Origin of the sequence: Agrococcus sp. UYP10 (assembly GCF_040547205.1) — a bacterium.
In the GTDB taxonomy this organism is placed as follows: Bacteria; Actinomycetota; Actinomycetes; order Actinomycetales; family Microbacteriaceae; genus Agrococcus; species Agrococcus jenensis.
Window position 1 is genome coordinate 2,078,242 of record NZ_JBEPPG010000001.1, and the last position, 19,402, is coordinate 2,097,643.

Sequence of the window (19,402 nt, forward strand, 5' to 3'; positions counted from 1 at the left end):
GCACGGCGAGCGCCGGTAGGATGCCCGGGTGAACGACGACCCCAGTCATAGTCCCGAGCCGGGACCGATCCGCTGATGGACGTGCTGCTGATCTGCATCGGCGTCGTGCTGACGATCGGAACCGGCCTCTTCGTCGCGAGCGAGTTCGCGCTGGTGAACCTCAACCGCGCGGAGCTCGAGGCGCGGCGCGAGCGCGGCGAGTCCCGGCTCGAGGGCACCATCAAGGCGCTCCGCCAGACCTCGACGCACCTCTCGAGCGCGCAGTTGGGCATCACGCTCACGACGCTCCTCACGGGCTACACGATGGAGCCCGCGATCTCGCGGCTGCTCACCCCGGTGCTGGTCTCGTGGGGCATCCCGGAGGACTTCGCCGATCCGCTCTCGAGCGTGATCGCGATCACCGGCGCGACCGTGTTGTCGATGATCATCGGCGAGCTCGTGCCCAAGAACTTCGCGCTCGCGAAGCCGCTCGGCACCGCGATCGCGGTGACGCCCTTCCAGCGCGCCTTCACCGCGGTGTTCAAGCCCGCTGTGCTCGCGCTCAACGGCTCGGCCAACGGCATCCTCCGCTCGATCGGCCTCGAGCCGAAGGAGGAGCTCTCGGGCGCCCGCACCGCAGAGGAGCTGTCGACCCTCGTGCGCCGCAGCGCCATGGAGGGCGCGCTCGACGCGGGCGCGGCGACGCTGCTCTCGCGCACGCTGCGCTTCTCGGAGCTGAGCGCGGGCGACGTCATGACGCCGCGGCCGCGCGTGCAGGCCGTCGACCGCTCCGCATCCGTCGCCGACCTCATCGCGCTGTCGCACGCGACCGGGCTCAGCCGCTTCCCCGTCTACGACGACGACCTCGACGACGTGCTCGGGATCGCGCACATCAAGCAGGCGATCTCGGTGCCGCGCGACCGCCGCGCCGACGTGCCGGTCGGCGCGATCGCCGAGGAGCCCCACCGCGTGCCCGAGTCGGTCAAGCTCGACGCGCTGCTCGCCGACCTCAAGGAGCGCGGCTACCAGATGGCGATCGTCATCGACGAGTACGGCGGCACCGCCGGGATCACGACCCTCGAGGACCTCGTGGAGGAGGTCGTCGGCGAGGTCTCGGACGAGCACGACCGGATGCACGTCGAGGTCGTGCGCGGCCCCGGCTGGGTGACCTTCCCGGGCTCCTTCCGCCCCGACGAGCTGCGCGAGCGCGCCCGCGTCGAGGTGCCGGAGGACGGCCCCTACGAGACGATCGGCGGCTACATCATGGCCGCGCTCGGCACGGTGCCGGTCGTCGGCGACACCGTCCCGGTCGAGGGCGGCTCGCTCCGCGTCGAGCGCATCGACGGCCGCCGGGTCGACCGGGTGCGCTTCGTCGAGCATCAGCAGCAGCAGGAGGGCGCACGATGAGCGACTGGCTCGGCATCATGTGGCTCGTCATCCTGCTGGTGGCGAACGCCTTCTTCGTCGGCGCGGAGTTCGCCGTCATCTCGGCGCGGCGCAGCCAGATCGAGCCGCTCGCCGACCGCGGCAACCGCGCGGCGAAGCTCGCGCTGTGGGCGATGGAGCACGTCTCGCTCATGCTCGCGATGTGCCAGCTCGGCATCACGATCTGCTCGCTGCTGATCCTGAACGTGTCGGAGCCGGCGATCCACCACCTGCTCGAGGGGCCGCTGTCGTGGACGGGCCTCGCGCCCGAGGTCGTCTCGATCGTCGCGTTCGTCATCGCGCTGCTGCTCGTCACCTACCTGCACGTCGTGCTCGGCGAGATGGTGCCGAAGAACGCCGCGTTCTCGGTGCCCGACCGAGCGGTGCTGCTGCTCGCGCCGCCGCTCGTGCTCATCTCCCGCGTGTTCAAGCCCGTCATCTGGCTCATGAACGCGGTGGCGAACGGCATCCTGCGGCTCGTGCGGGTCGAGCCGGTCGACGAGGCCGCGAGCGCCTTCACGATCGACGAGGTCGAGACGATCGTCGAGACCTCGAAGCGCGAGGGGCTGCTCTTCGACCCGACCGGCGCGATCTCGCGCACGTTCGAGTTCACGGAGCGGCGCGTGCGCGAGGTGGCCCTGCCGCTCTCCGAGATCGTGACGATGCCGGTCGGTGCGACGCCCGCCGACATCGAGCAGGCGGTGCGCGAGCGCGGCTTCTCGCGCTACGTCGTCACCGACGCCGATGGGCAGCCGAGCGGCTACGTGCACATCAAGGACGTGCTGGGCGCCGACGACGACGAGGCGGCAGAGCCCGTGCCGGCCAAGCGCATCCGCCAGCTCGCCTCGATCTACCAGGAGGCAGAGGTCGAGGACGCGCTGGCGCTCATGCGCTCGACCGGCGCGCACATCGCGCGCTCGTTCGACGCGAACGGCGACACGACCGGGCTGCTGTTCCTCGAGGACATCATCGAGGAGCTCGTCGGCGAGGTGCGCGACGCGACCAGGAGGCTCTTCTGACGCGCGAGCGGGGCTGGCTGTGGCTCGGCTTCGGCGGCGTCCACGCGCTCCTCGCGATCCTCAACGTGCCGAGCGTCTCCGACGCCTTCGGCGACGTGCTCTACGTGTACCCGTCGTGGGTGCAGCAGGGCGAGGCGGGGGAGTGGCTCGGCATCGACGTGGAGTGGGTGTACCCGCTGCTCGCGTGGGCGCCCATCCTGGTCTCGAACGTGCTCGGCACGGATGCGCTGCCGCTCGTCTGGGTGCTGCTCGTGACGGCGCTCGACGCAGTCGCGTTCCACATGCTGCTGCGCGTGCCGCGCGGGCCCGTGCTCGCGTGCACGTGGCTGGCGCTGCAGCTCGCGCTCGGGCCGGTCGCGATCGCGCGCATCGACACCGTCGCGGTCGCGATCTCGATCATCGGCGTCGCGGTGCTGCGCGGCGGGCGGCCGGGGCTGGCCGCGGCCGCCTTCACCGTCGCGGCGTGGATGAAGGTGTGGCCCGGCGTGCTCTACCTCGCGCTGCTCATCGCGCGGCGCGAGCGCCTGCGGGTGCTCGCCGCGGGCGCGATCGTCTCGGCCGCCGTGCTCGCCGTCGCCGCGCTGCTCGGCTCCGGACACGCGCTGTCGTTCCTCACGCAGCAGGAGGACCGGGGGCTGCAGATCGAGGCGGTCGCCGCGACGCCCTACATGTGGCTCACGACGGGCGACGACGCCTACGTCTACTTCGACCGCGACATCTGGACCTACCAGGTCGACAGCGACGGCGTCGGGATGGTCGCGGCGCTCGCGACGCCGCTGCTCGTGGGCGCCGTCGTCGTGCTGTGCGCGCTCGGCGTGCTCGCGGTGCGCCGCTCGCACGGTCGCGAGGCGATCGTCTGGCTCGCGGTCGCGCTCGTCGCCGCGATGATCGTCACGAACAAGGTCGGATCGCCGCAGTTCGTGCTGTGGCTGACGGTGCCCGCGCTGCTGCTCGCGGAGCTCGGCGCGCGCCGCCACTGGATCGGCGTCGGCGCGATCCTGGCGGTGTCGGTCGCGACGCAGGTGCAGTTCCCGTGGAGCTACGACTGGCTCGTCGTCGGCGACCCCGGCGCGGTGCTGCTGCTGACGGTCCGCAACCTGCTGCACGTCGCGATCCTGGTCGGATCGGTCGTGATGCTGCTGCGTGCCGGACGGCGCGGACCGTTCGCGGTCTCAGGCGAGGAGCGGCGCGAGCAGGTCGCCAACGCGGCCGGTCTCGATGAGGAACCCGTCATGGCCGAAGCCGCTCTCGAGCACGACGGGCTCGGCGCCCGACACGCTGGTCGGCAGCCCGGCGGCGAGCCGCTGCTGGTCGGCGACGGGGAAGAGCCGGTCGCTCGAGATGCCGACGACGAGCGTCGGTGAGGTGACGCGCTCCAGCGCCGCCTCGACGCCGCCGCGCCCGCGGCCGACGTCATGGGTCGACATGGCGTCGACGAGCCGCACGTAGGAGCCGGCGTCGAACCTGCGGGTGAAGCGGTTCCCGTGCACGTCGAGGTACGACTCGACCTGGAACCGGCCGCCCGCGAGCGGGTCGACGCTCGACTGCCACTCGCGGCGGAACCGCTCGTTCAGCTCGTGCGGGGAGCGGTAGCCGAGCATGGCCATCCGACGGGCGAGCGCGAGCCCGCGAGCCGGGCCCGCGTGGCCGGGGAGGTCGTAGAAGTCGCCGCCGAGCCAGCCGGGGTCGGTCGTGACGGCCTCGATCTGCAGCGAGTTCGCCGCGATCTGGTCGGCGGTCGTGGCGGCGTTCGAGGCGAGCAGGGCGGCGGCGCCGACCCGCTCGGGATGCGTGATGGCCCACTCGAGCGCGTGCATGCCGCCCATCGAGCCGCCGACCACGGCGTTCCAGCGCTCGATGCCGAGCCGGTCGGCGAGCCGGCGCTGCGCCTCGACCTGGTCGCGCACGGTGACGCGGGGGAAGCGGGAGCCCCACTCGACGCCGTCGGTGGCGAGCGACGCGGGACCGGTCGAGCCCTGGCAGCCGCCGAGCATGTTGGGTGCGACGACGAAGAACCGGTCGGTGTCGACGGGCAGCCCCGGCCCGACGACGTCGCCCCACCAGCCGGCGGTCGGATGCCCGGGGCCCGCGTCGCCCCGCACGTGGCTGTCGCCGGTGAGCGCGTGAGCGACGAGCACGGCGTTGTCGCGCGCGTCGTTCAGGCGGCCCCACGTCTCGTACGCGAGCACGGCATCCGAGATCATGCCGCCCGCTTCGACGTCGATGTCGCCGATGCGCGCGAAGCGTCGCTCGCCCGGGTCGTCGCCGGGGCGCCAGGCGCCGGTGACGGGCACGGGCCGGGAGTGGCCGGTCGTCGTCGGGTCGCCGAACGGCAGCGCGTCGACGAGCCGCGCGGCGGGCACCCTGGAGGCAGGCTGGACGTCGTCGCTCAGCTGCCAGTCCACGGATGCCCGCCGTCTCGGCTCAGACCGCGGCGGCCTCGAGCGCGGCGGCCTTCGCGGCCGCCGCCTCGAGCCCGGTGCCGAGGTCGGCGATGAGATCGTCGACGTGCTCGATGCCGACCGAGAGCCGCACCAGCCCGGGCGTGACGCCCGCGGTCAGCTGCTGCTCGGGGGTGAGCTGCGCATGCGTCGTCGATGCCGGGTGGATGACGAGCGAGCGCACGTCGCCGATGTTGGCGAGGTGGCTGAAGAGCGACAGCGACTCGACGAGCGCCTTGCCCGCCTCGACGCCGCCGACGAGCTCGAACGAGAGCACCGCGCCGGTGCCGCGCGGGGCGATCTGCTTGCCGCGCTCGTGCCAGGGGCTCGAGGGCAGGCCGGCGTAGTGCACGCCCGCGACCTGCGGGTGCGACTCCAGGAACCGCGCGACCGCGGTCGCGTTCTCGACGTGGCGGTCGAGGCGCAGCGAGAGCGTCTCGATGCCCTGCAGGAGCTGCCAGGCGGTGTCGGGGGAGGACGAGGCGCCGACGTCGCGGAGCAGCGTGACGCGCGCCTTGATGATGTAGGCGATCTGGTCGCCGAGCGCCTCGGCGAAGGTGACGCCGTGGTACGACTCGTCGGGCTCCGTGAGGCCCGGGAACTTGTCGGACTGCGACCACGCGAATCGGCCGCCGTCGACGATCGCGCCGGCGACGACCGAGCCGTGGCCGCCGAGGAACTTCGTCGCCGAGTGCACGACGATGTCGGCGCCGTGCTCGAGCGGGCGGATGAGGTACGGCGTCGCGATCGTGTTGTCGACGACGAGCGGGACGCCCGCGTCGTGCGCGACGCCGGAGACGCCGGCGATGTCGAGCAGGTTGATGCGCGGGTTGCCGATCGTCTCGGCGAACAGCAGCTTCGTGTTCGGGCGGATCGCGCGGCGCCACTCGTCGAGGTCGTCCTGGTCCTCCACGAAGGTGACGTCGACGCCGAGGCGCTTCAGCGTGAAGTTGAAGAGGTTGTACGTGCCCCCGTAGATCGACGACGACGAGACGATGTGGTCGCCGGCGCTCGCGATGTTGAGGATCGCGTAGGTGGTCGCCGCCTGTCCGGACGAGAGGAGGAGCGCCGCTGCGCCTCCCTCGAGGGCCGCGAGCCGCTGCTCGACGACGTCGTTCGTGGGGTTCATGATGCGCGAGTAGATGTTGCCGAACTCCGCGAGCCCGAACAGTCGGGCGGCGTGGTCGGCGTTGTCGAACACGTACGAGGTCGTGCGGTAGACGGGCGTGATGCGCGCCTTCGTCGTGGGGTCGGGCTGCGCGCCCGCGTGGACCTGCAGGGTCTCGAACTTCCAGTCGCTCATGGTGCGCCTCCTCGGCTGTCGGCTGATCGACGTGCTCGCCCCAGGGTGGAGCGGATGCGCGCCGGTGGCCAGTCCGGCCCGACGCACGGCGTAACACGACGCGATTGGCGCTCGCGGCGCATCCGGTGCTTGCATTGCGGCATGAGCGAGAAGCGGATCATCGTCACGGGTGCGTCGAGCGGCATCGGGGAGGCGGTCGCGCGGCAGGCCGTCGCGCGCGGTTGGCGGGTGCTGGCGGTCGCCCGCCGCGAGGAGCGGCTCGAGGCGCTCGCCGCCGACATCGGCTGCGAGGTGCTCGCGGCCGACCTCACCGACGAGGGCGACATCGCCCGGCTCGCCGAGGCGGCGGTGGCGTTCCGCCCGACGAGCCTCGTGCAGGTCGCCGGCGGCGCGAAGGGTGCCGCGCCCCTCGCAGAGACGACGATCGAGGACTGGCGCTGGATGTTCGAGTCGAACGTCATCGCCGCGAAGCGCGTCATCGACGCGGTGCTGCCGCTGCTGCGGGCGTCGACCCGTGCGACGGAGGATGCGCCGGGCGGCTACGCCGAGATCATGGTCGTCACCTCGATCGCCGCGACCGTCGCCTACTCGGGCGGGTCGGGCTACAACGCGGCGAAGTCGGCCGAGAAGCAGCTCGTCGACGTGCTGCGGCTCGAGCTGCACGGCGAGCCGATCCGCGTGATGGAGGTCGCGCCCGGCATGGTCTGGACCGAGGAGTTCTCGCTCGTGCGCTTCGAGGGCGACAAGGAGAAGGCGGATGCCGTCTACAAGGACGTGCAGGACCCGCTCTCGGCCGACGACGTCGCGCAGGTGATGACCGACATCCTCGCGCTGCCGGGACACGTCTCGATCGACGAGACGATCATCAAGCCCGTCGCGCAGACGCACCCGTGGATGGTGCACCGCGGGCCGCTCGTCGCGAAGGGGTAGCCGGGATCGGCCTCAGCGCGTCGTGGCTGCCGCGTCGGGCGCCGGCTCGGGGTCGGCGAACGCGAGCCGCGGTACCGCCACGAGCCCGACGGCGGCGACGAGCGCGGTGACGCCGCAGACGATCCAGACGACGATGTAGCCGCCGATGCTCGCAGCGGTGCCGATCGCGCCGACCGCGAGCACGATCGCGAAGATCGACGACGCGAAGGATCCGCCGATCGTCTTCGTCGTGTTCGTCATGGCGGTGGCGACGCCGGTCTGCCCGCGCGGTGCGGCGGCCGCGGCAGCCGCCGGGAGTGCACCGACGAGGGCGCCGGAGCCGATGCCCGCGATCGCCATGCACGCGAAGACCTGCCAGGTCTCGAGGTGGAACGGCACGAGCAGCAGGTAGCCGATCCCCACCAGGGTCGCCGCGACGATGAGCAGCAGTCGGGGGCGGATGCGCGTCGACAGCACGGCCAGCGCGGCGGCGCCGACGATGAGCGACAGCAGGTAGACGCCGATGAGGATCGAGCGCCCTGACGCATCGAGGCCGAGTCCGTAGCCGAGCGACGGGTCGGTGCCGGCGTAGGTGGCGAGCGGCGTCTGCGCGCCGAGCAGGCTGACGCCGACGAGGCCGGCCGTGAGCTGCACGGGCCACATCTCGGGGCGGCGCATGACGCGCAGGTCGATCGCGGGGTCGTCCTTGCCGAGCACCCAGCGGCCGAAGGGGAGCAGCAGCCCGACGCCGATGAGCATCACCGCCCAGCCCCACCACGCATCCGCACCGCCGATCTTGAGGAAGGTGAGCCCCGAGGTGATCGTGAGCAGCGAGAGCGCGAGCAGCACGAAGCCTCCGGCGTCGAGGCTGCGGCCGGGGAGCGGCTCCGACTCGGGCACGCCCCACAGGATCGCGAAGAAGGTGAGCGTCACCATCGCGGCCGGCACCATGAGCGTCGGCGCCATCGCCTCGCCGAACGCGCCGAGAGCGATCGCGGACCCGAGCGCGCCGAGGATCGCGCCCGCCTCGAGCGCGATGACGAGCAGTCCCGCCGCACGCCGGGTGGTGGAGGGCGCGGCACCCGTGCGACGACCGCGATCGAAGATGAGCGCGACCTCGAGCGGCAGCCAGACGGCGTAGGCGCCCTGCAGCGAGAAGGCGATGAGGTAGCTCCAGAAGTCGCCCGCGAACGCCATCCACCAGCTCGCGCCGGCGGTGAGCGCGGTGGCGACGAGCAGCATCCGCTTGTGGCCGTGCATGTCGCCGAGCTTCGCGAGCACCGGCACCATGAGCGCAGACAGCAGCAGCTGCCCGGCCTCGAACCAGTTGACGTCGGCGTCGGTGACCGACAGGTGCCGCGCGATGTCGGGCGTGAGGGTGACGTACCAGCCCTGCAGCACGCCGCTCGTGAGCTCGACGCACACGAGCCAGCCGATGAGGGCGAGGGGGACGGCGCGCGTCGTTGGCACGAGTGCATCATGGCATCGCGCTCGCGGCCCGGCGCGCAGCCGGCGCGAACGCGAAGGCGTGGCGGAGATCTGTCCCCCACGACACGGCTCCCGGACGTACGCTTCCCGCATGGGGGAGTCGCTCATCTTCGGCATCGTCGCCTCCAGCGCGCTCATCATCGGCGCGCTCGTCGGGGTCCGCTTCGATCTGCCCAAGCGGCTGCTCGCGATCCTGCTCTCGTTCGCCGCCGGCGCGCTCATCACCGCCCTCGCCTTCGAGCTGTTCGAGGACGCCTACGAGATGGGTGGCATCTGGCGTGCCGCCGTCGGCCTGTTCGTGGGCGCCGCCGTCTTCACCGGGCTCAGCGCGCTGCTGGACCGAGCTGCGCAGCCGGGGAAGGGCAAGCCCGCGGACGAGGTCGAGGGCAGCGCGAAGCTCGACACGGATGCGGCGGCCTCCGATCGCAGCGCGACGAAGGCGACGACCCGCGGTGCGGCGGGGCTCGCGCTGCTGGCTGCCGTGACGCTCGACGGCGTGCCCGAGAACGTGGCGCTCGGCGTCTCGCTGGGGGAGGGCTCCGGCGGCCTCGCGCTGCTCGCGGCGATCTTCGTCTCGAACCTGCCCGAGGCGCTCGTCGGGGCATCCTCCATGCGGACGCAGGGGATGGCGCGAGCCAAGATCCTCGGGCTCTGGACGGCGTGCGCGGTGCTGCTCGTCGGCGCGGTGGTCCTGGGTGCCGGGCCGCTCGCGTCGGTCGACCCGGAGTCGATCTCGCTGCCGCTCGCCTTCGCGGCCGGTGCCGTGATCGCCTCGCTCGCCGACACGCTCATGCCCGAGGCCTACGAGCACGGTGGCCCCGCCGTGGCGATGAGCACGGCGGCGGGGTTCGTGCTGTCGTTCGTGCTGTCGCTCGCCTGACAGCGACGGCTTGCCTGGTCGAAGTCGGCTCAGAAGGGTGGCGGGTCGCCGGGCGGTCCGGTGGCGGCGGTGACGGGGAGTCCCCAGATGGGGTCGCGCTCGACGAACACCGGTCCTTGGGGTTCGGGCTCGTCGCGGATGATGCGGCCGAGGGGTGAGGTCCACTCGAGCACGCCGCCGGGCAGCTGTCTCACCGTCCACCGGGTCGAGTGCTTCATGACGTGGTGGCGGCGGCAGAGGTGGGCGAGGTTGCCGATCGTGGTCGTCCCGCCCTTCGCCCAGTCCTGGGTGTGGTCGAGGTCGGCGCGGTGGACGGGGTTCGAGCAGCCGGGCCACCGGCAGTGCCCGTCACGGGCGCGCAGCGCCCGCCGCTGCGCCCGGTTCGGCGTGTAGGTGTCGACGGTGACCGGCATGCCGGTGACGGGGTGGAGGAAGAGGCGCTCCCACGTGACCGTCTCGGCCGCGAGCGACCGGATGGTGGCGGAGTCGACGAGGATCCTCCCGTCGAGCAGGGCCGGGAACCGCAGCTGCGGCACGTCGGGGTCGTCGGGGTCGCCCAGCAGCTCGGTCGCGGGGACCGTCACCGTGACGGTGGCCGTGATGGCGCTGACCTCGTGGAGGTCCTCGGGGGAGACGCCGGAGAGGAGCAGCTCGAGGAACGCATCGGCGCGGAACTGGTCGAAGGTACGGGGGTCGTCCTTCGGCTTCCGCCTCGCCGCATCGGTGAGTCGGTTGAACGCGGCAGTGCCCGGGAGCGCGGGGAAGTACCCGCCGAGGAAGACCATGCCGTTCGACGCGTCGACCAGGTGCACCTCGCGCTGCTCCCGAGCATCGTCGTGGCGCTGCTGCAGCGGCGCGGTCAGGACCCGGTTGACGACGAGCTTCGCCCGCGACCGCAGCCGCGACGGGCTGGTGTCCTCGGCGATCGCCACGAGCTCCGCCTCCACCCGGGCCGCCTGCTCCTGATCGACGCCGTCGTCGACCCGGACCGCGCGGGTCTCCTGCTCGATCACCCGCAGGTGGCCGCCGGAGATCCGGCCCGCCTTGTGGGCGGCGTGCGCGAGCGGCAGCTCGTGCACGATCGTCCACGCGGCCGACATGCGCTGCTCGATGCCGCGATCCGACTGGCGCAGCTCGACCGCGAGGATCGACGCCGCCTCCCGCAGCCCCGTCGAGACCTCGCCGCCGTCGGCCCGCACCCGGTCGAGGCGGGCGGCGAGCATCTCCCGCTCCTCCGCCTCCAGCCTCGCCCGCTGCGCCTCGAGCGCCTTCACCCGGCCCGCGAACTGCTCCTCCAGCCGCAGCCGCCGCATCGGCTCCGACTCCGCCGGCCGCGGCAGCTGCGGCACCTCCATGCGCCCCTCGACCACCGCGTCGAGCTCCGCCGGGGTCATCGCGATCAGCCGCTCCGCCCACTCCTCGTCGTGTGCGTCGAGCTCCGCCTGCAGCTCGTCGGCGGTACGGCCGAAGGGATCGATCGCGCCCGCCCGGATCGCGGCGATGTAGCCCTCGCCGTCGATCCCCCAGTCGTCCATGAGCGCAGTACACCACGGGCCACTGACATGGAATGGGGGCTGTGGAGAACGGGGGTCGGATGGTCTCGACTCGGTCAGGGCGCCGCACAACCGGACCGGCTCGACCGACAGCAGGGGTGGTCTCGACTCGGCCAGGGCACTGCGCGCACGGACCGGCTCGACCGGCCGGAGCGGTCGCCTAGACTGGAGGCATGGCCACCCCCCACCCCTTCACGCTGTCTGTGCGCGACATCGTGCAGAAGCCGGGTCGGATGCGCGAGGTCGAGGAGACCGCTCCCTTCGGCGAGAAGGTCGGCGAGGGTCTCGCGACCGTGCTGCCCGACCAGCCCGTCGAGCTCGACGCCCGGCTCGAGAGCGTCCACGAGGGCATCCTCGTCACGGGCGAGGCCTTCGTCACCGCGCTCGCCACGTGCTCGCGCTGCCTCGTGGAGTTCGACCTGGATGTCGAAGTCGACTTCCTCGAGCTGTTCGCGTATGCTGGTGCGTCGGAAACCGACTACCTCGTGGTCGACGAAACTGTCGACCTGCTTCCGGTGGTCCGGGACGCGGTCGTGCTGGCGCTGCCGTTCCAACCGGTCGATCGACCGGACTGCTCTGGGCTCGACCCGGAGACAGGGGAACGGCTCGAGCCTGGTACGGAATACGTGCCGAAGGAGACCATCGATCCTCGATGGGCAGCGCTCCAGGGTTTCACCGAAGACGTGACCGACGACAAGTCGGAAGATGGCGCCCAGGCGCCGAAGAAGGAGTGAGCAATGGCTGTTCCCAAGAGGAAGATGTCGCGGTCCAACACGCGTGCGCGTCGTTCGCAGTGGAAGGCCGTCGTGCCCAAGCTCGTGAAGACCATCGAGGGCGGCAAGACCGTCTACAGCCTCCCGCACCGCGCGAAGGTCGTCGAGGACTCGGCCGGCACCCCGCTGTACATGGAGTACAAGGGCCGCAAGGTCGCTGACGTCTGATCTCCGTCCTGTGACGGAGCACCGACTGCTCGAGCAGCTCGGGGTCGACATCGACCCCGGGCTGCTGTCGTTGGCGCTCACGCATCGGTCGTGGGCGTACGAGCACGGCGGGACGCCGCACAACGAGCGCCTCGAGTTCCTCGGCGACTCGATCCTCGGCCAGGCGATCACGATCGAGCTCTACCGCCGCTTCCCCGACGCCACCGAGGGTGAGCTGGCGAAGCGGCGCGCCGGCGTGGTCTCGTCGGTCGCGCTCGCGGAGGTCGCGCGCAGCATCGGGCTCGGCGAGCACATCCTCCTCGGCAAGGGCGAGGCCGCATCCGGCGGCGCCGACAAGCCGTCGATCCTCGCCGACACCGTCGAGGCGATCTTCGGAGCCGCGTTCCTCAGCGCCGGTCACGCCGCATCCGCCGCGCTCGTGCTGCGGCTCGTCGGCCCCCTGCTCGACGACCCTGGCCGCACCGGCGCCGCGCTCGACCCGAAGACCGCGCTGCAGGAGGTCGCTGCCGCCCAGGGCGTCGGCGCCCCCGTCTACGAGGTGGATGCCACCGGTCCCGACCACGCGCGCACCTTCACCGCGACCGTGCGGATCGACGGCGAGGCTGTGGCGACCGGCTCGGGCACGAGCAAGAAGGTCGCCGAGATGGCCGCCGCGCTCGCTGCGCACGGCCGGCTCACCGCCTCGGACCCCGCGCGGTCCTGACGTGCCGGAGCTGCCCGAGGTCGAGGTGGTCCGCGCCGGCCTCGCGCCCGCTGTCACCGGCGCTCGCATCGAGGGCGTCGAGGTGCTCGACGTGCGCTCGCTCTCGCGCCACACCGGGGGACCCGAGGACTTCGAGGCGACCCTCGTCGGACGCACGCTCGGCGTGCCCGCCCGCCGGGGCAAGTTCCTGTGGGTGCCGCTCGACGGCGAGATCGGTGAGCGCGGACCGGAGGCGCTGCTGGCCCACCTCGGCATGTCCGGCCAGATGCTCGTGCGCGAGCCGGGCGCTGCCGCCGATCGGCACACGCGCATCCGGCTGCTGCTCGACCAGCCCGGGTTGCATCCTTCTGGGCACGGCCCCGTCGAGGTGCGGTTCGCCGACCAGCGCCTGTTCGGTGGCCTCGCCGTGCGGCCCACCGTCGACGGTGTGCCCGATCAGGCTGCGCACATCGCGCTCGATCCGATCGACCCGGCGTTCGACGCATCCGCCGTCGCCCGACGCCTGCGGATGCGCCGTCAGGGCGTCAAGGCGGCGCTGCTCGACCAGACGCTCGTCTCGGGCATCGGCAACATCTACGCCGACGAGGCGCTCTGGCGCAGCCGGCTGCACTACGCGACGCCGGGGGAGCGCATCACCCAAGCGCGGGCGCTCGCGCTGCTCGCCGACGTGCGGGACGTGCTCGACCTCGCGCTCGCTGAGGGCGGCACTTCCTTCGACGCGCAGTACGTGAACGTCAACGGCCAGGCCGGGTACTTCGCGCACAGCCTCAACGCCTACGGGCGCGGAGGCCTGCCGTGCCCGCGCTGCGGCTCGACGATGGTGCGAGAGCCGTGGGCGAACCGCTCGTCGACGCGCTGCCCGCGGTGCCAGCGGCGGCCGCGCGGCATCGCCGTCTGAGCGTCGGCGCTAGCCACTCCGACGAGCGGCTGACACCCATCCATCTTTGGGCGGCGGAGCCGCTAGCCTCGCGGGGGTGAGCCACCACCGCAGGGAGCCGCCGCGCTCCTCCGGCCGTGCCCTCATCGCGAGCGGCATCGGCTTGATCGTCTTCGCCGCGGTCGGGGCCGTCTCGCTGTCCACCGGCAGCGACGCACCCATGAGCGTGCGTTCGGCGCTCAGCCCTCTCGTGGCGATCCTCGGCGTGCCGGTCGGGATCGGCCTCATCGTCGGCGGCATCGCCAAGATCAGGCGCGGACACCGCTGAGGACGCGCTCCGCCGACCGTGGCGCTTCGCGGTTCGACGGTCGTCGTAGGCTCGAGGGATGGCATTCGACGGATTCGGTGACGATGCGTTCGCGTTCTACCGCGAGCTGGAGGCGAACAACGAGAAGCCCTGGTGGCTGGCCAACAAGCACCGCTACGACGAGGCGGTGCGCGCGCCGTTCGAGGCGCTCGCCGAGGAGCTCGAGCCGGTCGCGAGCACGGTGAAGATCTACCGGCCCTATCGTGACGTGCGCTTCGCCAACGACAAGACGCCGTACAAGACGCGGCAGGGGCTGTTCGCGCAGCGCGCTCCCGGCATCGGCTGGTTCCTCAACCTCGACGCGACCGGTGTCTCGCTCGGCGGTGGCTTCTTCGGCGACGCGACGCTCACCAAGGCCTACCGCGCCGCCGTGGAGGCGGTCGCGCCGGGCACGGAGCTCGAGGGGATCGTCGCCGAGCTCGAGCGCGCGGGCTACGAGCCGGGCGGGGAGGCGGTGAAGACGGCGCCGCGCGGCGTCGACCCGCAGCATCCGCGCATCGAGCTGCTGCGCTACAAGTGGCTCACCGCGCGCCGGCACGTCGAGCCGGCGGACGCGGGGCCGGCGCTGCTCGACGCGCTCTTCGACACGGTGGAGGACCTGCAGCCGCTCGTCGGGTGGGCGGCGAAGCATGTGGCGCCGAAGCGGTGATCTCGATACGCGGTGCTTCGCACTGCTACTCGATCAGCGGGTTGGGCGGTGCTTCGCACTGCTACTCGATCAGCGGGTGGGGCGGCGCTTCACGCTGCTACTCGATCAGCGGGTGGGTCAGCCGAGGATGCGCCTCGCGATCCGGCCGCGCAGCGCGGTGAACGGCGGGTAGATCACCCGCAGCGTGTCGACCGCGGTCGGCTTCGAGAGCACGGCCTTCCGGTGGCTGAAGACCTCGAACGAGTGCCGCCCGTGGTACGCGCCGGAGCCGCTCTCGCCGACGCCACCGAACGGCAGCCCCGCCGCGCCGACGTGCGCGACGGCGATGTTGATGCCGAGCCCGCCCGATGAGGTCTCGCGCTCGACGCGCCGCACCGCATCCCGGTCGCGCGCGAAGACGTAGAGCGCGAGCGGCTTGTCGCGCCCGCGCATCGTCTCGATGAAGCCGTCGACGCCGTCGACGGGCAGCACGGGCAGGATCGGGCCGAAGATCTCCTCCTGCATCACCGGCGCATCCTCCGCGACATCCGTGAGGATGGTGGGCGCGATGTAGCGCGCGTCGGCGTCGACCTCGCCGCCGGTCACCACCGAGCCGCTCCCGAGCAGGCCGCGCAGGCGCTCGAGGTGGCGGCCGTTGACGATGCGCGCGAAGTCGGGTGAGGTGCGCGCGTCGCCGAGCTGCTCAGCGGTCGCGAGGCGCAGCTGCTCGACAAGCTCGTCGGTGACCTCGCGGTCGACGCGGATGTGGTCGGGCGCGACGCAGGTCTGCCCGGCGTTGATCCACTTGCCCCACGCGATGCGGCGCGCGGCCGCCGCGATGTCGGCCGAGCGGTGCACGTAGACCGGGCTCTTGCCGCCGAGCTCGAGCACGGTCGGCGTCAGGTGCTTCGCCGCGGCCGCGGCGACGACCCGCGCGACCGTGCCGTTGCCGGTGTAGAAGATGAGGTCCCAGCGCTGCTCGAGGAGCGCGGTCGTCTCGTCGACGCCGCCCTCGACCACCCGCACCGAGCGGGGGTCGAGGTGCTCCGGTGCGAGGCGCGCGAGCAGCCGCGAGGTGGCGGGCGCGAGCTCGCTCGGCTTCACCACGGCGGCGTCGCCGGCGGCGATCGCCCCGATGAGCGGCGCGAGCGCGAGGTGCAGCGGGTAGTTCCACGGCGCGATGATGAGCGTCGCACCGAGCGGCTCGGCGACGGTACGCGCGGTCGCCGGCTGCAGGGCGAGCGGCGCCGCGACCCGCGTCGGGGCCATCCAGCGGCGGAGGCTCCTGCGCGCGGCGCGCGCCTCCGCGACGACGTAGCCGATCTCGGTGAGGTGCGCCTCGATCTCGCTCTTGCCGAGGTCGGCCTTCAGCGCCGACTCCCACTCCGAGGCGTGCTGCAGCAGCATGCGCACCAGCCCCTCGAGCTGCTGCTCGCGGTAGACCCTCGGCCGGGTGACGCCGCCATCGACCGCGGCCCGCAGCTCGGCGGCGATGCCGTCGACGGATGCGGCGGGCGGGGCTTCGGTGCGGATGTCGCTCATCCGCTCATGCTGGCAGGTCACGCTGTGCTCAACCGGCGGGGGAGACGCGCTTCTGCCAGCCGCCCTCGGCGCCGACCGGCGTGAAGCCGAGCGCCTCGTTCACCGCGAGCATCGGGCGGTTCTCCTCGGCGTTCCAGGTGACGACGCGCGAGCGGTCGGGGTGGAGTCGGCCCAGCTGCAGCAGGTTCTCGGCCTTCACGAGCATGCCGAGCCGGTGTCCGCGGTGGTCGGCGTGCACGAGCGTGTCCTCCTGCGTGGCCGGGCGGCCCTCCGCGGGCACGAGCAGCACGGTGAAGGCGACCACCTCGCCGGTCGCGCGATGCACCGCAGCAGCCTGCAGGATCGACTGCCCGGCCTCCTCGAGCTCGCGCTCCGTGCGCTCGAGCCGTGCGGCGTCCCAGTGCTCGTCATCGGTGTCGAGCCCCGCGCTCGGGACATCCGTCGCCATCCGGGCGTGCAGGGCCGCCATGCCGTCGCGCAGCTCCGGCGGCGTGCGACCCGACCACGAGCGCGCCTCGTAGGCGTCGCCCGCCTTCGCCGCCGCATCCGCGCGGTGCTGCTCGAGCGATCCGCGGGCCGCCTCGACGTCGAGCTCGGAGATGCGCTCGACCTGCTCGAGCGCGTAGCCCATCGCGACCGCGAGCCGCGCCGCGGCATCCGCGGCCACCGAGCCGTGCCCGCTCACGGGCGAGACCGCGGCGTCGCCCTCGACGGGCGCCCGGTGGTCGGCCCACGCCTGCAGCGTCGTCGCGCCGAGCTCGATCGCGATCCGCTCGGTGTGCTCGGCGATCGCTCGACCCAGGCCGTGCCCGCGCGCGTCGGGCACGACCCAGGCGGAGACGTAGGCCACCGAGGAGCCCTCCTCGGTGTTGAGCGCGGCCACCGATCGGCCGACGTCGCGGCCGTCCTCGACGACGAGGAAGCGGCGCACGACCTCGTCCTCCTGGTGGCGCATGCTCGCGAGGATCTCGTCGACCGTCGTGTCGCGCGAGTCGTCGCCCCAGAAGTCCTGGGTGACGCGGTTGGCCGTCGCGACGTAGCGAGCGATGCGCGAGAGCGCCGGCTCGTCGAAGTCGTCGGCCGGAGCCTCGAGCTCCAGGTACTCCACCGTGCCGGTCATGCCGCCGACTCCTTCCGTTGCCAGACCCCGCCGTGGCAGATCGTCTCGAACCCGAGCGCCTCGTTCACCGACAGCATCGGGCGGTTCTCCTCGGCGTTCCAGGTGCGGACGACGCCCCGAGGGTCGCGCTCCGCGAGCGCGAGCAGGTTGGCGACCTTCACCGCCATGCCCAGCCGGTGCCCGCGGTGCTCGACGTGCACGAGCGTGTCGTGCTGGTACCAGGGCTCGCCGACGCCCTGCCCCGCGAGCGTCGTGAACGCCACGACCTCGCCCGTCGACTCCTCGACGGCGACCGCGCGCAGCAGCGTGCGCCCGCCGTCGAGCTGGCTCGTCTCGTAGCGCTCGAGCCGCTCCGCGTCCCAGCCCTCCGCCTCGTGCTCGACGCCCGCCGACGGCGCATCCGTCGACATGCGTGCGTGCAGCGCGGCGAGCGATGCGACCCGCTCGGCCGGTGCTCGCCCCTCCCAGGTCTCGACGCGGTACCGCGGCGCGGCATGCGCCTCGGCATCGGCGCGATGCGCGGCCAGCGCGGGCACGGCAGTCGCGAGGCGCAGCTCGCTCGCCCGCTCGATCTGCTCGAGCTCGAAGCCGTAGCGCTGCAGCAGCGCCACCTGCGCGCTCCTGGCGGGGATCTCGCCGAAGCCAGTCGGCGACGGCATCGTCGGTCCGGGCTCCGGGTGATGGTCGACCCAGGCCTGGAACGTCGTCGCGCCGCGCTCCCGCATCCGCGCGATGAGGTCGTCGGCGAGCGCCGCGCCGACGCCGCGGCGCCGCGCGCTCGCCAGCACCATCACGTCGACCTCGGCGATGGTCGTCCCCTCGAGCAGGCCGCGCGAGGCGTAGCCCCGCCCCGCGGGCACGCCGTCGAGGAGCGCGACCGTGCGGAGGTCGTCGCTCTCGCCCACCTGGCTCTGCCACTGCGCCCACGCCTCCCGATGGCTGAAGGCGTGGCTCTCGTCGCCGCCCCAGCCGTCGGCGACCACCGCGTTGCGCACGTCGACGAGCATCCGCAGCCGCCTGGCGCCCTCGCTGTCGTCGTTCCATGCCGCCGGCACGGGCACGTCGATGATCTCGATCGTCATCGCTCCGCCTTCCACTGCCACTGCGCCTCGTAGGCGACCGGTGCGAATCCGGATGCCTCGTTCACGGCGAGCATCGGCCGGTTCTCCTCGGCATTCCAGGTGACGACGCGCACGAGCTCCGGTCGCAGCTCGCGGAGCCGCACGAGGTTGTCGAGCTTCATGAGCATGCCGAGGCCGTGCCCCCGGTGCGGCTTCGTGACGAGGGTGTCGTGCTGGCGGGCGGTGGCACCGCTCAGCGGGAGGATGAGCGTCGAGAAGCCGCCGAGCTCGCCCGTCGACCGCTCGCGCGCCGCGACCGTGAGCAGCGTGCGGCCGCCCGCCTGCACCGTGCGCTCGAACTCGACGAGCCGCGCCTCATCCCACACCTCCTCCTCCCACGCGAGGTTGCCGATCGGCGCATCCGTCGACATGCGCTCGTAGAGGGTCCGCATCGCCGGCCGATGCTCGGGCGGCGTGCCGCCGATCCAGCGCACGAGCTCGTACCCCGGCGCACCGGCCGCCGCCGCGGCGAGCCGCGCGTCGAGGTCGGGCAGGTCGGCGAGCTCGGCCACGCTCACCCGGTAGACCTGCTCGAGGGCATAGCCACGGCGCACGAGCGGCGCGGCCTCCGGATGCGCGGGGTCGGCACCGCCGAAGCCGCTCGTCGCGGTGACCGCGCCCTCCGCGGCACCGACGGTCGACATGATGACCGTCGAGCGCCCGTCCGTAGCCGCCAGCTCGTGGGCGCGCTCGGTGAGCGCCTCGGCGAGCTCGTGCTGCTCGGCGGCGCTCAGCGCGCTCGAGAGCTCGGGCTGCGCCTCGACGACGTCGGTCGAGTCGAGCAGGTTCGAGTAGAGCGTGATGATGCCCACGAGCCGGTCGCCGTCCCACGCGTGCAGCCGGTCGAGCCGGTAGTCGGCGTTCGGCTGCAGCGAGGCGAGGAACTCGACCGGGGTGTTCACGTAGAGGCCCTCGCCGTAGCGCTCGGCGTTGCTGCGCTCGTTGTAGGCGTGGGCGAGGCGGAACTCGTCGCCCGCCGGGCCGTCCTCGTCCGGGTGCGCCGGCAGCACCATGGGGCGGATGTCGATCTGCATGGGATTCCGCCGCTCGCACCGGCACCGTGCCGGCGGGCAGCCTTGCAGAGTAGCCGCGCGCGTGCCGTCCGC

General features: G+C 72.7%; 18 protein-coding genes. 10 read left to right on the plus strand and 8 right to left on the minus strand.

Annotation, left to right across the window (positions count from 1 at the left end; all coding sequences use genetic code 11):
- Positions 1–75: 75 nt before the first annotated feature.
- The gene (locus ABIB37_RS10225) at positions 76–1,386 is read left to right on the plus strand and encodes a hemolysin family protein (protein WP_354260058.1); all 1,311 of its coding nucleotides are present in this window, start codon (positions 76–78) and stop codon (positions 1,384–1,386) included.
- The gene (locus tag ABIB37_RS10230; protein ID WP_354260061.1) at positions 1,383–2,423 is read left to right on the plus strand and encodes a hemolysin family protein; all 1,041 of its coding nucleotides are present in this window, start codon (positions 1,383–1,385) and stop codon (positions 2,421–2,423) included. Before ABIB37_RS10225 ends, ABIB37_RS10230 begins: the two co-directional genes overlap by 4 nt.
- A 1,172-nt stretch (positions 2,424–3,595) precedes the next feature.
- Here the strand turns inward: ABIB37_RS10230 and metX are convergent.
- Both metX and ABIB37_RS10240 read right to left on the minus strand, forming a co-directional pair.
- Positions 3,596–4,828 carry a homoserine O-acetyltransferase MetX gene (gene metX, locus ABIB37_RS10235; RefSeq protein ID WP_354260064.1) on the minus strand — a complete coding sequence of 411 codons (1,233 nt, stop codon included), beginning with the start codon at positions 4,826–4,828 and terminating at the stop codon, positions 3,596–3,598.
- A gap of 19 nt (positions 4,829–4,847) precedes the next feature.
- Positions 4,848–6,167, minus strand: coding sequence for a bifunctional o-acetylhomoserine/o-acetylserine sulfhydrylase (locus ABIB37_RS10240; protein ID WP_354260067.1), 1,320 nt, complete (start codon positions 6,165–6,167; stop codon positions 4,848–4,850).
- Between the two features lie 141 nt (positions 6,168–6,308).
- Between ABIB37_RS10240 and ABIB37_RS10245 the strand changes: the two genes are divergently transcribed.
- Positions 6,309–7,097, plus strand: a complete 789-nt coding sequence (locus tag ABIB37_RS10245; protein ID WP_354260070.1) for an SDR family NAD(P)-dependent oxidoreductase — start codon at positions 6,309–6,311, stop codon at positions 7,095–7,097.
- 12 nt (positions 7,098–7,109) lie between these two features.
- On the opposite strand, the gene ABIB37_RS10250 is transcribed toward ABIB37_RS10245, so the two are convergent.
- Positions 7,110–8,546: an MFS transporter gene (locus ABIB37_RS10250; protein WP_354260073.1), complete on the minus strand. Its 1,437-nt coding sequence runs from the start codon at positions 8,544–8,546 to the stop codon at positions 7,110–7,112.
- Between the two features lie 109 nt (positions 8,547–8,655).
- Here ABIB37_RS10250 and ABIB37_RS10255 point away from each other — a divergent pair, with 109 nt between their 5' ends.
- A complete protein-coding gene (locus ABIB37_RS10255) occupies positions 8,656–9,444 on the plus strand; it encodes a ZIP family metal transporter (RefSeq protein ID WP_354260076.1) in 789 nt (262 codons plus the stop codon).
- Between the two features lie 29 nt (positions 9,445–9,473).
- Here ABIB37_RS10255 and ABIB37_RS10260 read toward each other — a convergent pair whose 3' ends face one another.
- Entirely contained in the window at positions 9,474–10,979 is a 1,506-nt protein-coding gene (locus tag ABIB37_RS10260) for an HNH endonuclease signature motif containing protein (protein WP_354260079.1), read from the minus strand.
- Between the two features lie 191 nt (positions 10,980–11,170).
- Between ABIB37_RS10260 and ABIB37_RS10265 the strand changes: the two genes are divergently transcribed.
- The 6 genes from ABIB37_RS10265 (at position 11,171) to ABIB37_RS10290 (ending at position 14,534) form a co-directional block, all read left to right on the plus strand.
- A complete protein-coding gene (locus ABIB37_RS10265) occupies positions 11,171–11,731 on the plus strand; it encodes a YceD family protein (RefSeq protein WP_354260082.1) in 561 nt (186 codons plus the stop codon).
- Positions 11,732–11,734: 3 nt separating this feature from the next.
- Complete coding sequence (rpmF, locus tag ABIB37_RS10270) at positions 11,735–11,938, plus strand: 50S ribosomal protein L32 (protein ID WP_123698226.1); 204 nt, start codon at positions 11,735–11,737, stop codon at positions 11,936–11,938.
- A gap of 10 nt (positions 11,939–11,948) precedes the next feature.
- Positions 11,949–12,641, plus strand: coding sequence for a ribonuclease III (rnc, locus tag ABIB37_RS10275; RefSeq protein WP_354260085.1), 693 nt, complete (start codon positions 11,949–11,951; stop codon positions 12,639–12,641).
- 1 nt (position 12,642) lies between these two features.
- Complete coding sequence (gene mutM, locus ABIB37_RS10280; protein WP_354260088.1) at positions 12,643–13,539, plus strand: bifunctional DNA-formamidopyrimidine glycosylase/DNA-(apurinic or apyrimidinic site) lyase; 897 nt, start codon at positions 12,643–12,645, stop codon at positions 13,537–13,539.
- A gap of 76 nt (positions 13,540–13,615) precedes the next feature.
- Positions 13,616–13,846: a hypothetical protein gene (locus ABIB37_RS10285; protein ID WP_354260091.1), complete on the plus strand. Its 231-nt coding sequence runs from the start codon at positions 13,616–13,618 to the stop codon at positions 13,844–13,846.
- A 58-nt stretch (positions 13,847–13,904) separates the two neighbouring features.
- Positions 13,905–14,534: a DUF2461 domain-containing protein gene (locus ABIB37_RS10290; protein ID WP_354260094.1), complete on the plus strand. Its 630-nt coding sequence runs from the start codon at positions 13,905–13,907 to the stop codon at positions 14,532–14,534.
- A 117-nt stretch (positions 14,535–14,651) separates the two neighbouring features.
- On the opposite strand, the gene ABIB37_RS10295 is transcribed toward ABIB37_RS10290, so the two are convergent.
- Genes ABIB37_RS10295 through ABIB37_RS10310 form a run of 4 tightly spaced genes read right to left on the minus strand, consistent with a single transcriptional unit; the run spans position 14,652 to position 19,330 of the window.
- Positions 14,652–16,055 (minus strand): aldehyde dehydrogenase family protein, encoded by a 1,404-nt coding sequence (locus tag ABIB37_RS10295; RefSeq protein ID WP_354260097.1) that lies wholly within the window; start codon positions 16,053–16,055, stop codon positions 14,652–14,654.
- Between the two features lie 28 nt (positions 16,056–16,083).
- On the minus strand, positions 16,084–17,175 hold the full coding sequence (locus ABIB37_RS10300) for a GNAT family N-acetyltransferase (protein WP_354260099.1): 1,092 nt from the start codon (positions 17,173–17,175) through the stop codon (positions 16,084–16,086).
- Positions 17,172–18,257, minus strand: coding sequence for a GNAT family N-acetyltransferase (locus ABIB37_RS10305; RefSeq protein ID WP_354260102.1), 1,086 nt, complete (start codon positions 18,255–18,257; stop codon positions 17,172–17,174). The genes ABIB37_RS10300 and ABIB37_RS10305 overlap by 4 nt, the downstream gene beginning before the upstream one ends.
- Positions 18,254–19,330, minus strand: a complete 1,077-nt coding sequence (locus tag ABIB37_RS10310; protein ID WP_354260105.1) for a GNAT family N-acetyltransferase — start codon at positions 19,328–19,330, stop codon at positions 18,254–18,256. The genes ABIB37_RS10305 and ABIB37_RS10310 overlap by 4 nt, the downstream gene beginning before the upstream one ends.
- Between the last annotated feature and the right edge of the window lie 72 nt (positions 19,331–19,402).

Coding starts and splice junctions, on each gene's coding strand:
- ABIB37_RS10225 (WP_354260058.1), top strand. CDS start 76: ATGGACGTGCTGCTGATCTGCATCGGCGTCGTGCTGACGATCGGAACC.
- ABIB37_RS10230 (WP_354260061.1), top strand. CDS start 1,383: ATGAGCGACTGGCTCGGCATCATGTGGCTCGTCATCCTGCTGGTGGCG.
- ABIB37_RS10240 (WP_354260067.1), bottom strand. CDS start 6,167: ATGAGCGACTGGAAGTTCGAGACCCTGCAGGTCCACGCGGGCGCGCAG.
- ABIB37_RS10245 (WP_354260070.1), top strand. CDS start 6,309: ATGAGCGAGAAGCGGATCATCGTCACGGGTGCGTCGAGCGGCATCGGG.
- ABIB37_RS10255 (WP_354260076.1), top strand. CDS start 8,656: ATGGGGGAGTCGCTCATCTTCGGCATCGTCGCCTCCAGCGCGCTCATC.
- ABIB37_RS10260 (WP_354260079.1), bottom strand. CDS start 10,979: ATGGACGACTGGGGGATCGACGGCGAGGGCTACATCGCCGCGATCCGG.
- ABIB37_RS10265 (WP_354260082.1), top strand. CDS start 11,171: ATGGCCACCCCCCACCCCTTCACGCTGTCTGTGCGCGACATCGTGCAG.
- rpmF (WP_123698226.1), top strand. CDS start 11,735: ATGGCTGTTCCCAAGAGGAAGATGTCGCGGTCCAACACGCGTGCGCGT.
- ABIB37_RS10290 (WP_354260094.1), top strand. CDS start 13,905: ATGGCATTCGACGGATTCGGTGACGATGCGTTCGCGTTCTACCGCGAG.
- ABIB37_RS10295 (WP_354260097.1), bottom strand. CDS start 16,055: ATGAGCGACATCCGCACCGAAGCCCCGCCCGCCGCATCCGTCGACGGC.
- ABIB37_RS10300 (WP_354260099.1), bottom strand. CDS start 17,175: ATGACCGGCACGGTGGAGTACCTGGAGCTCGAGGCTCCGGCCGACGAC.
- ABIB37_RS10305 (WP_354260102.1), bottom strand. CDS start 18,257: ATGACGATCGAGATCATCGACGTGCCCGTGCCGGCGGCATGGAACGAC.
- ABIB37_RS10310 (WP_354260105.1), bottom strand. CDS start 19,330: ATGCAGATCGACATCCGCCCCATGGTGCTGCCGGCGCACCCGGACGAG.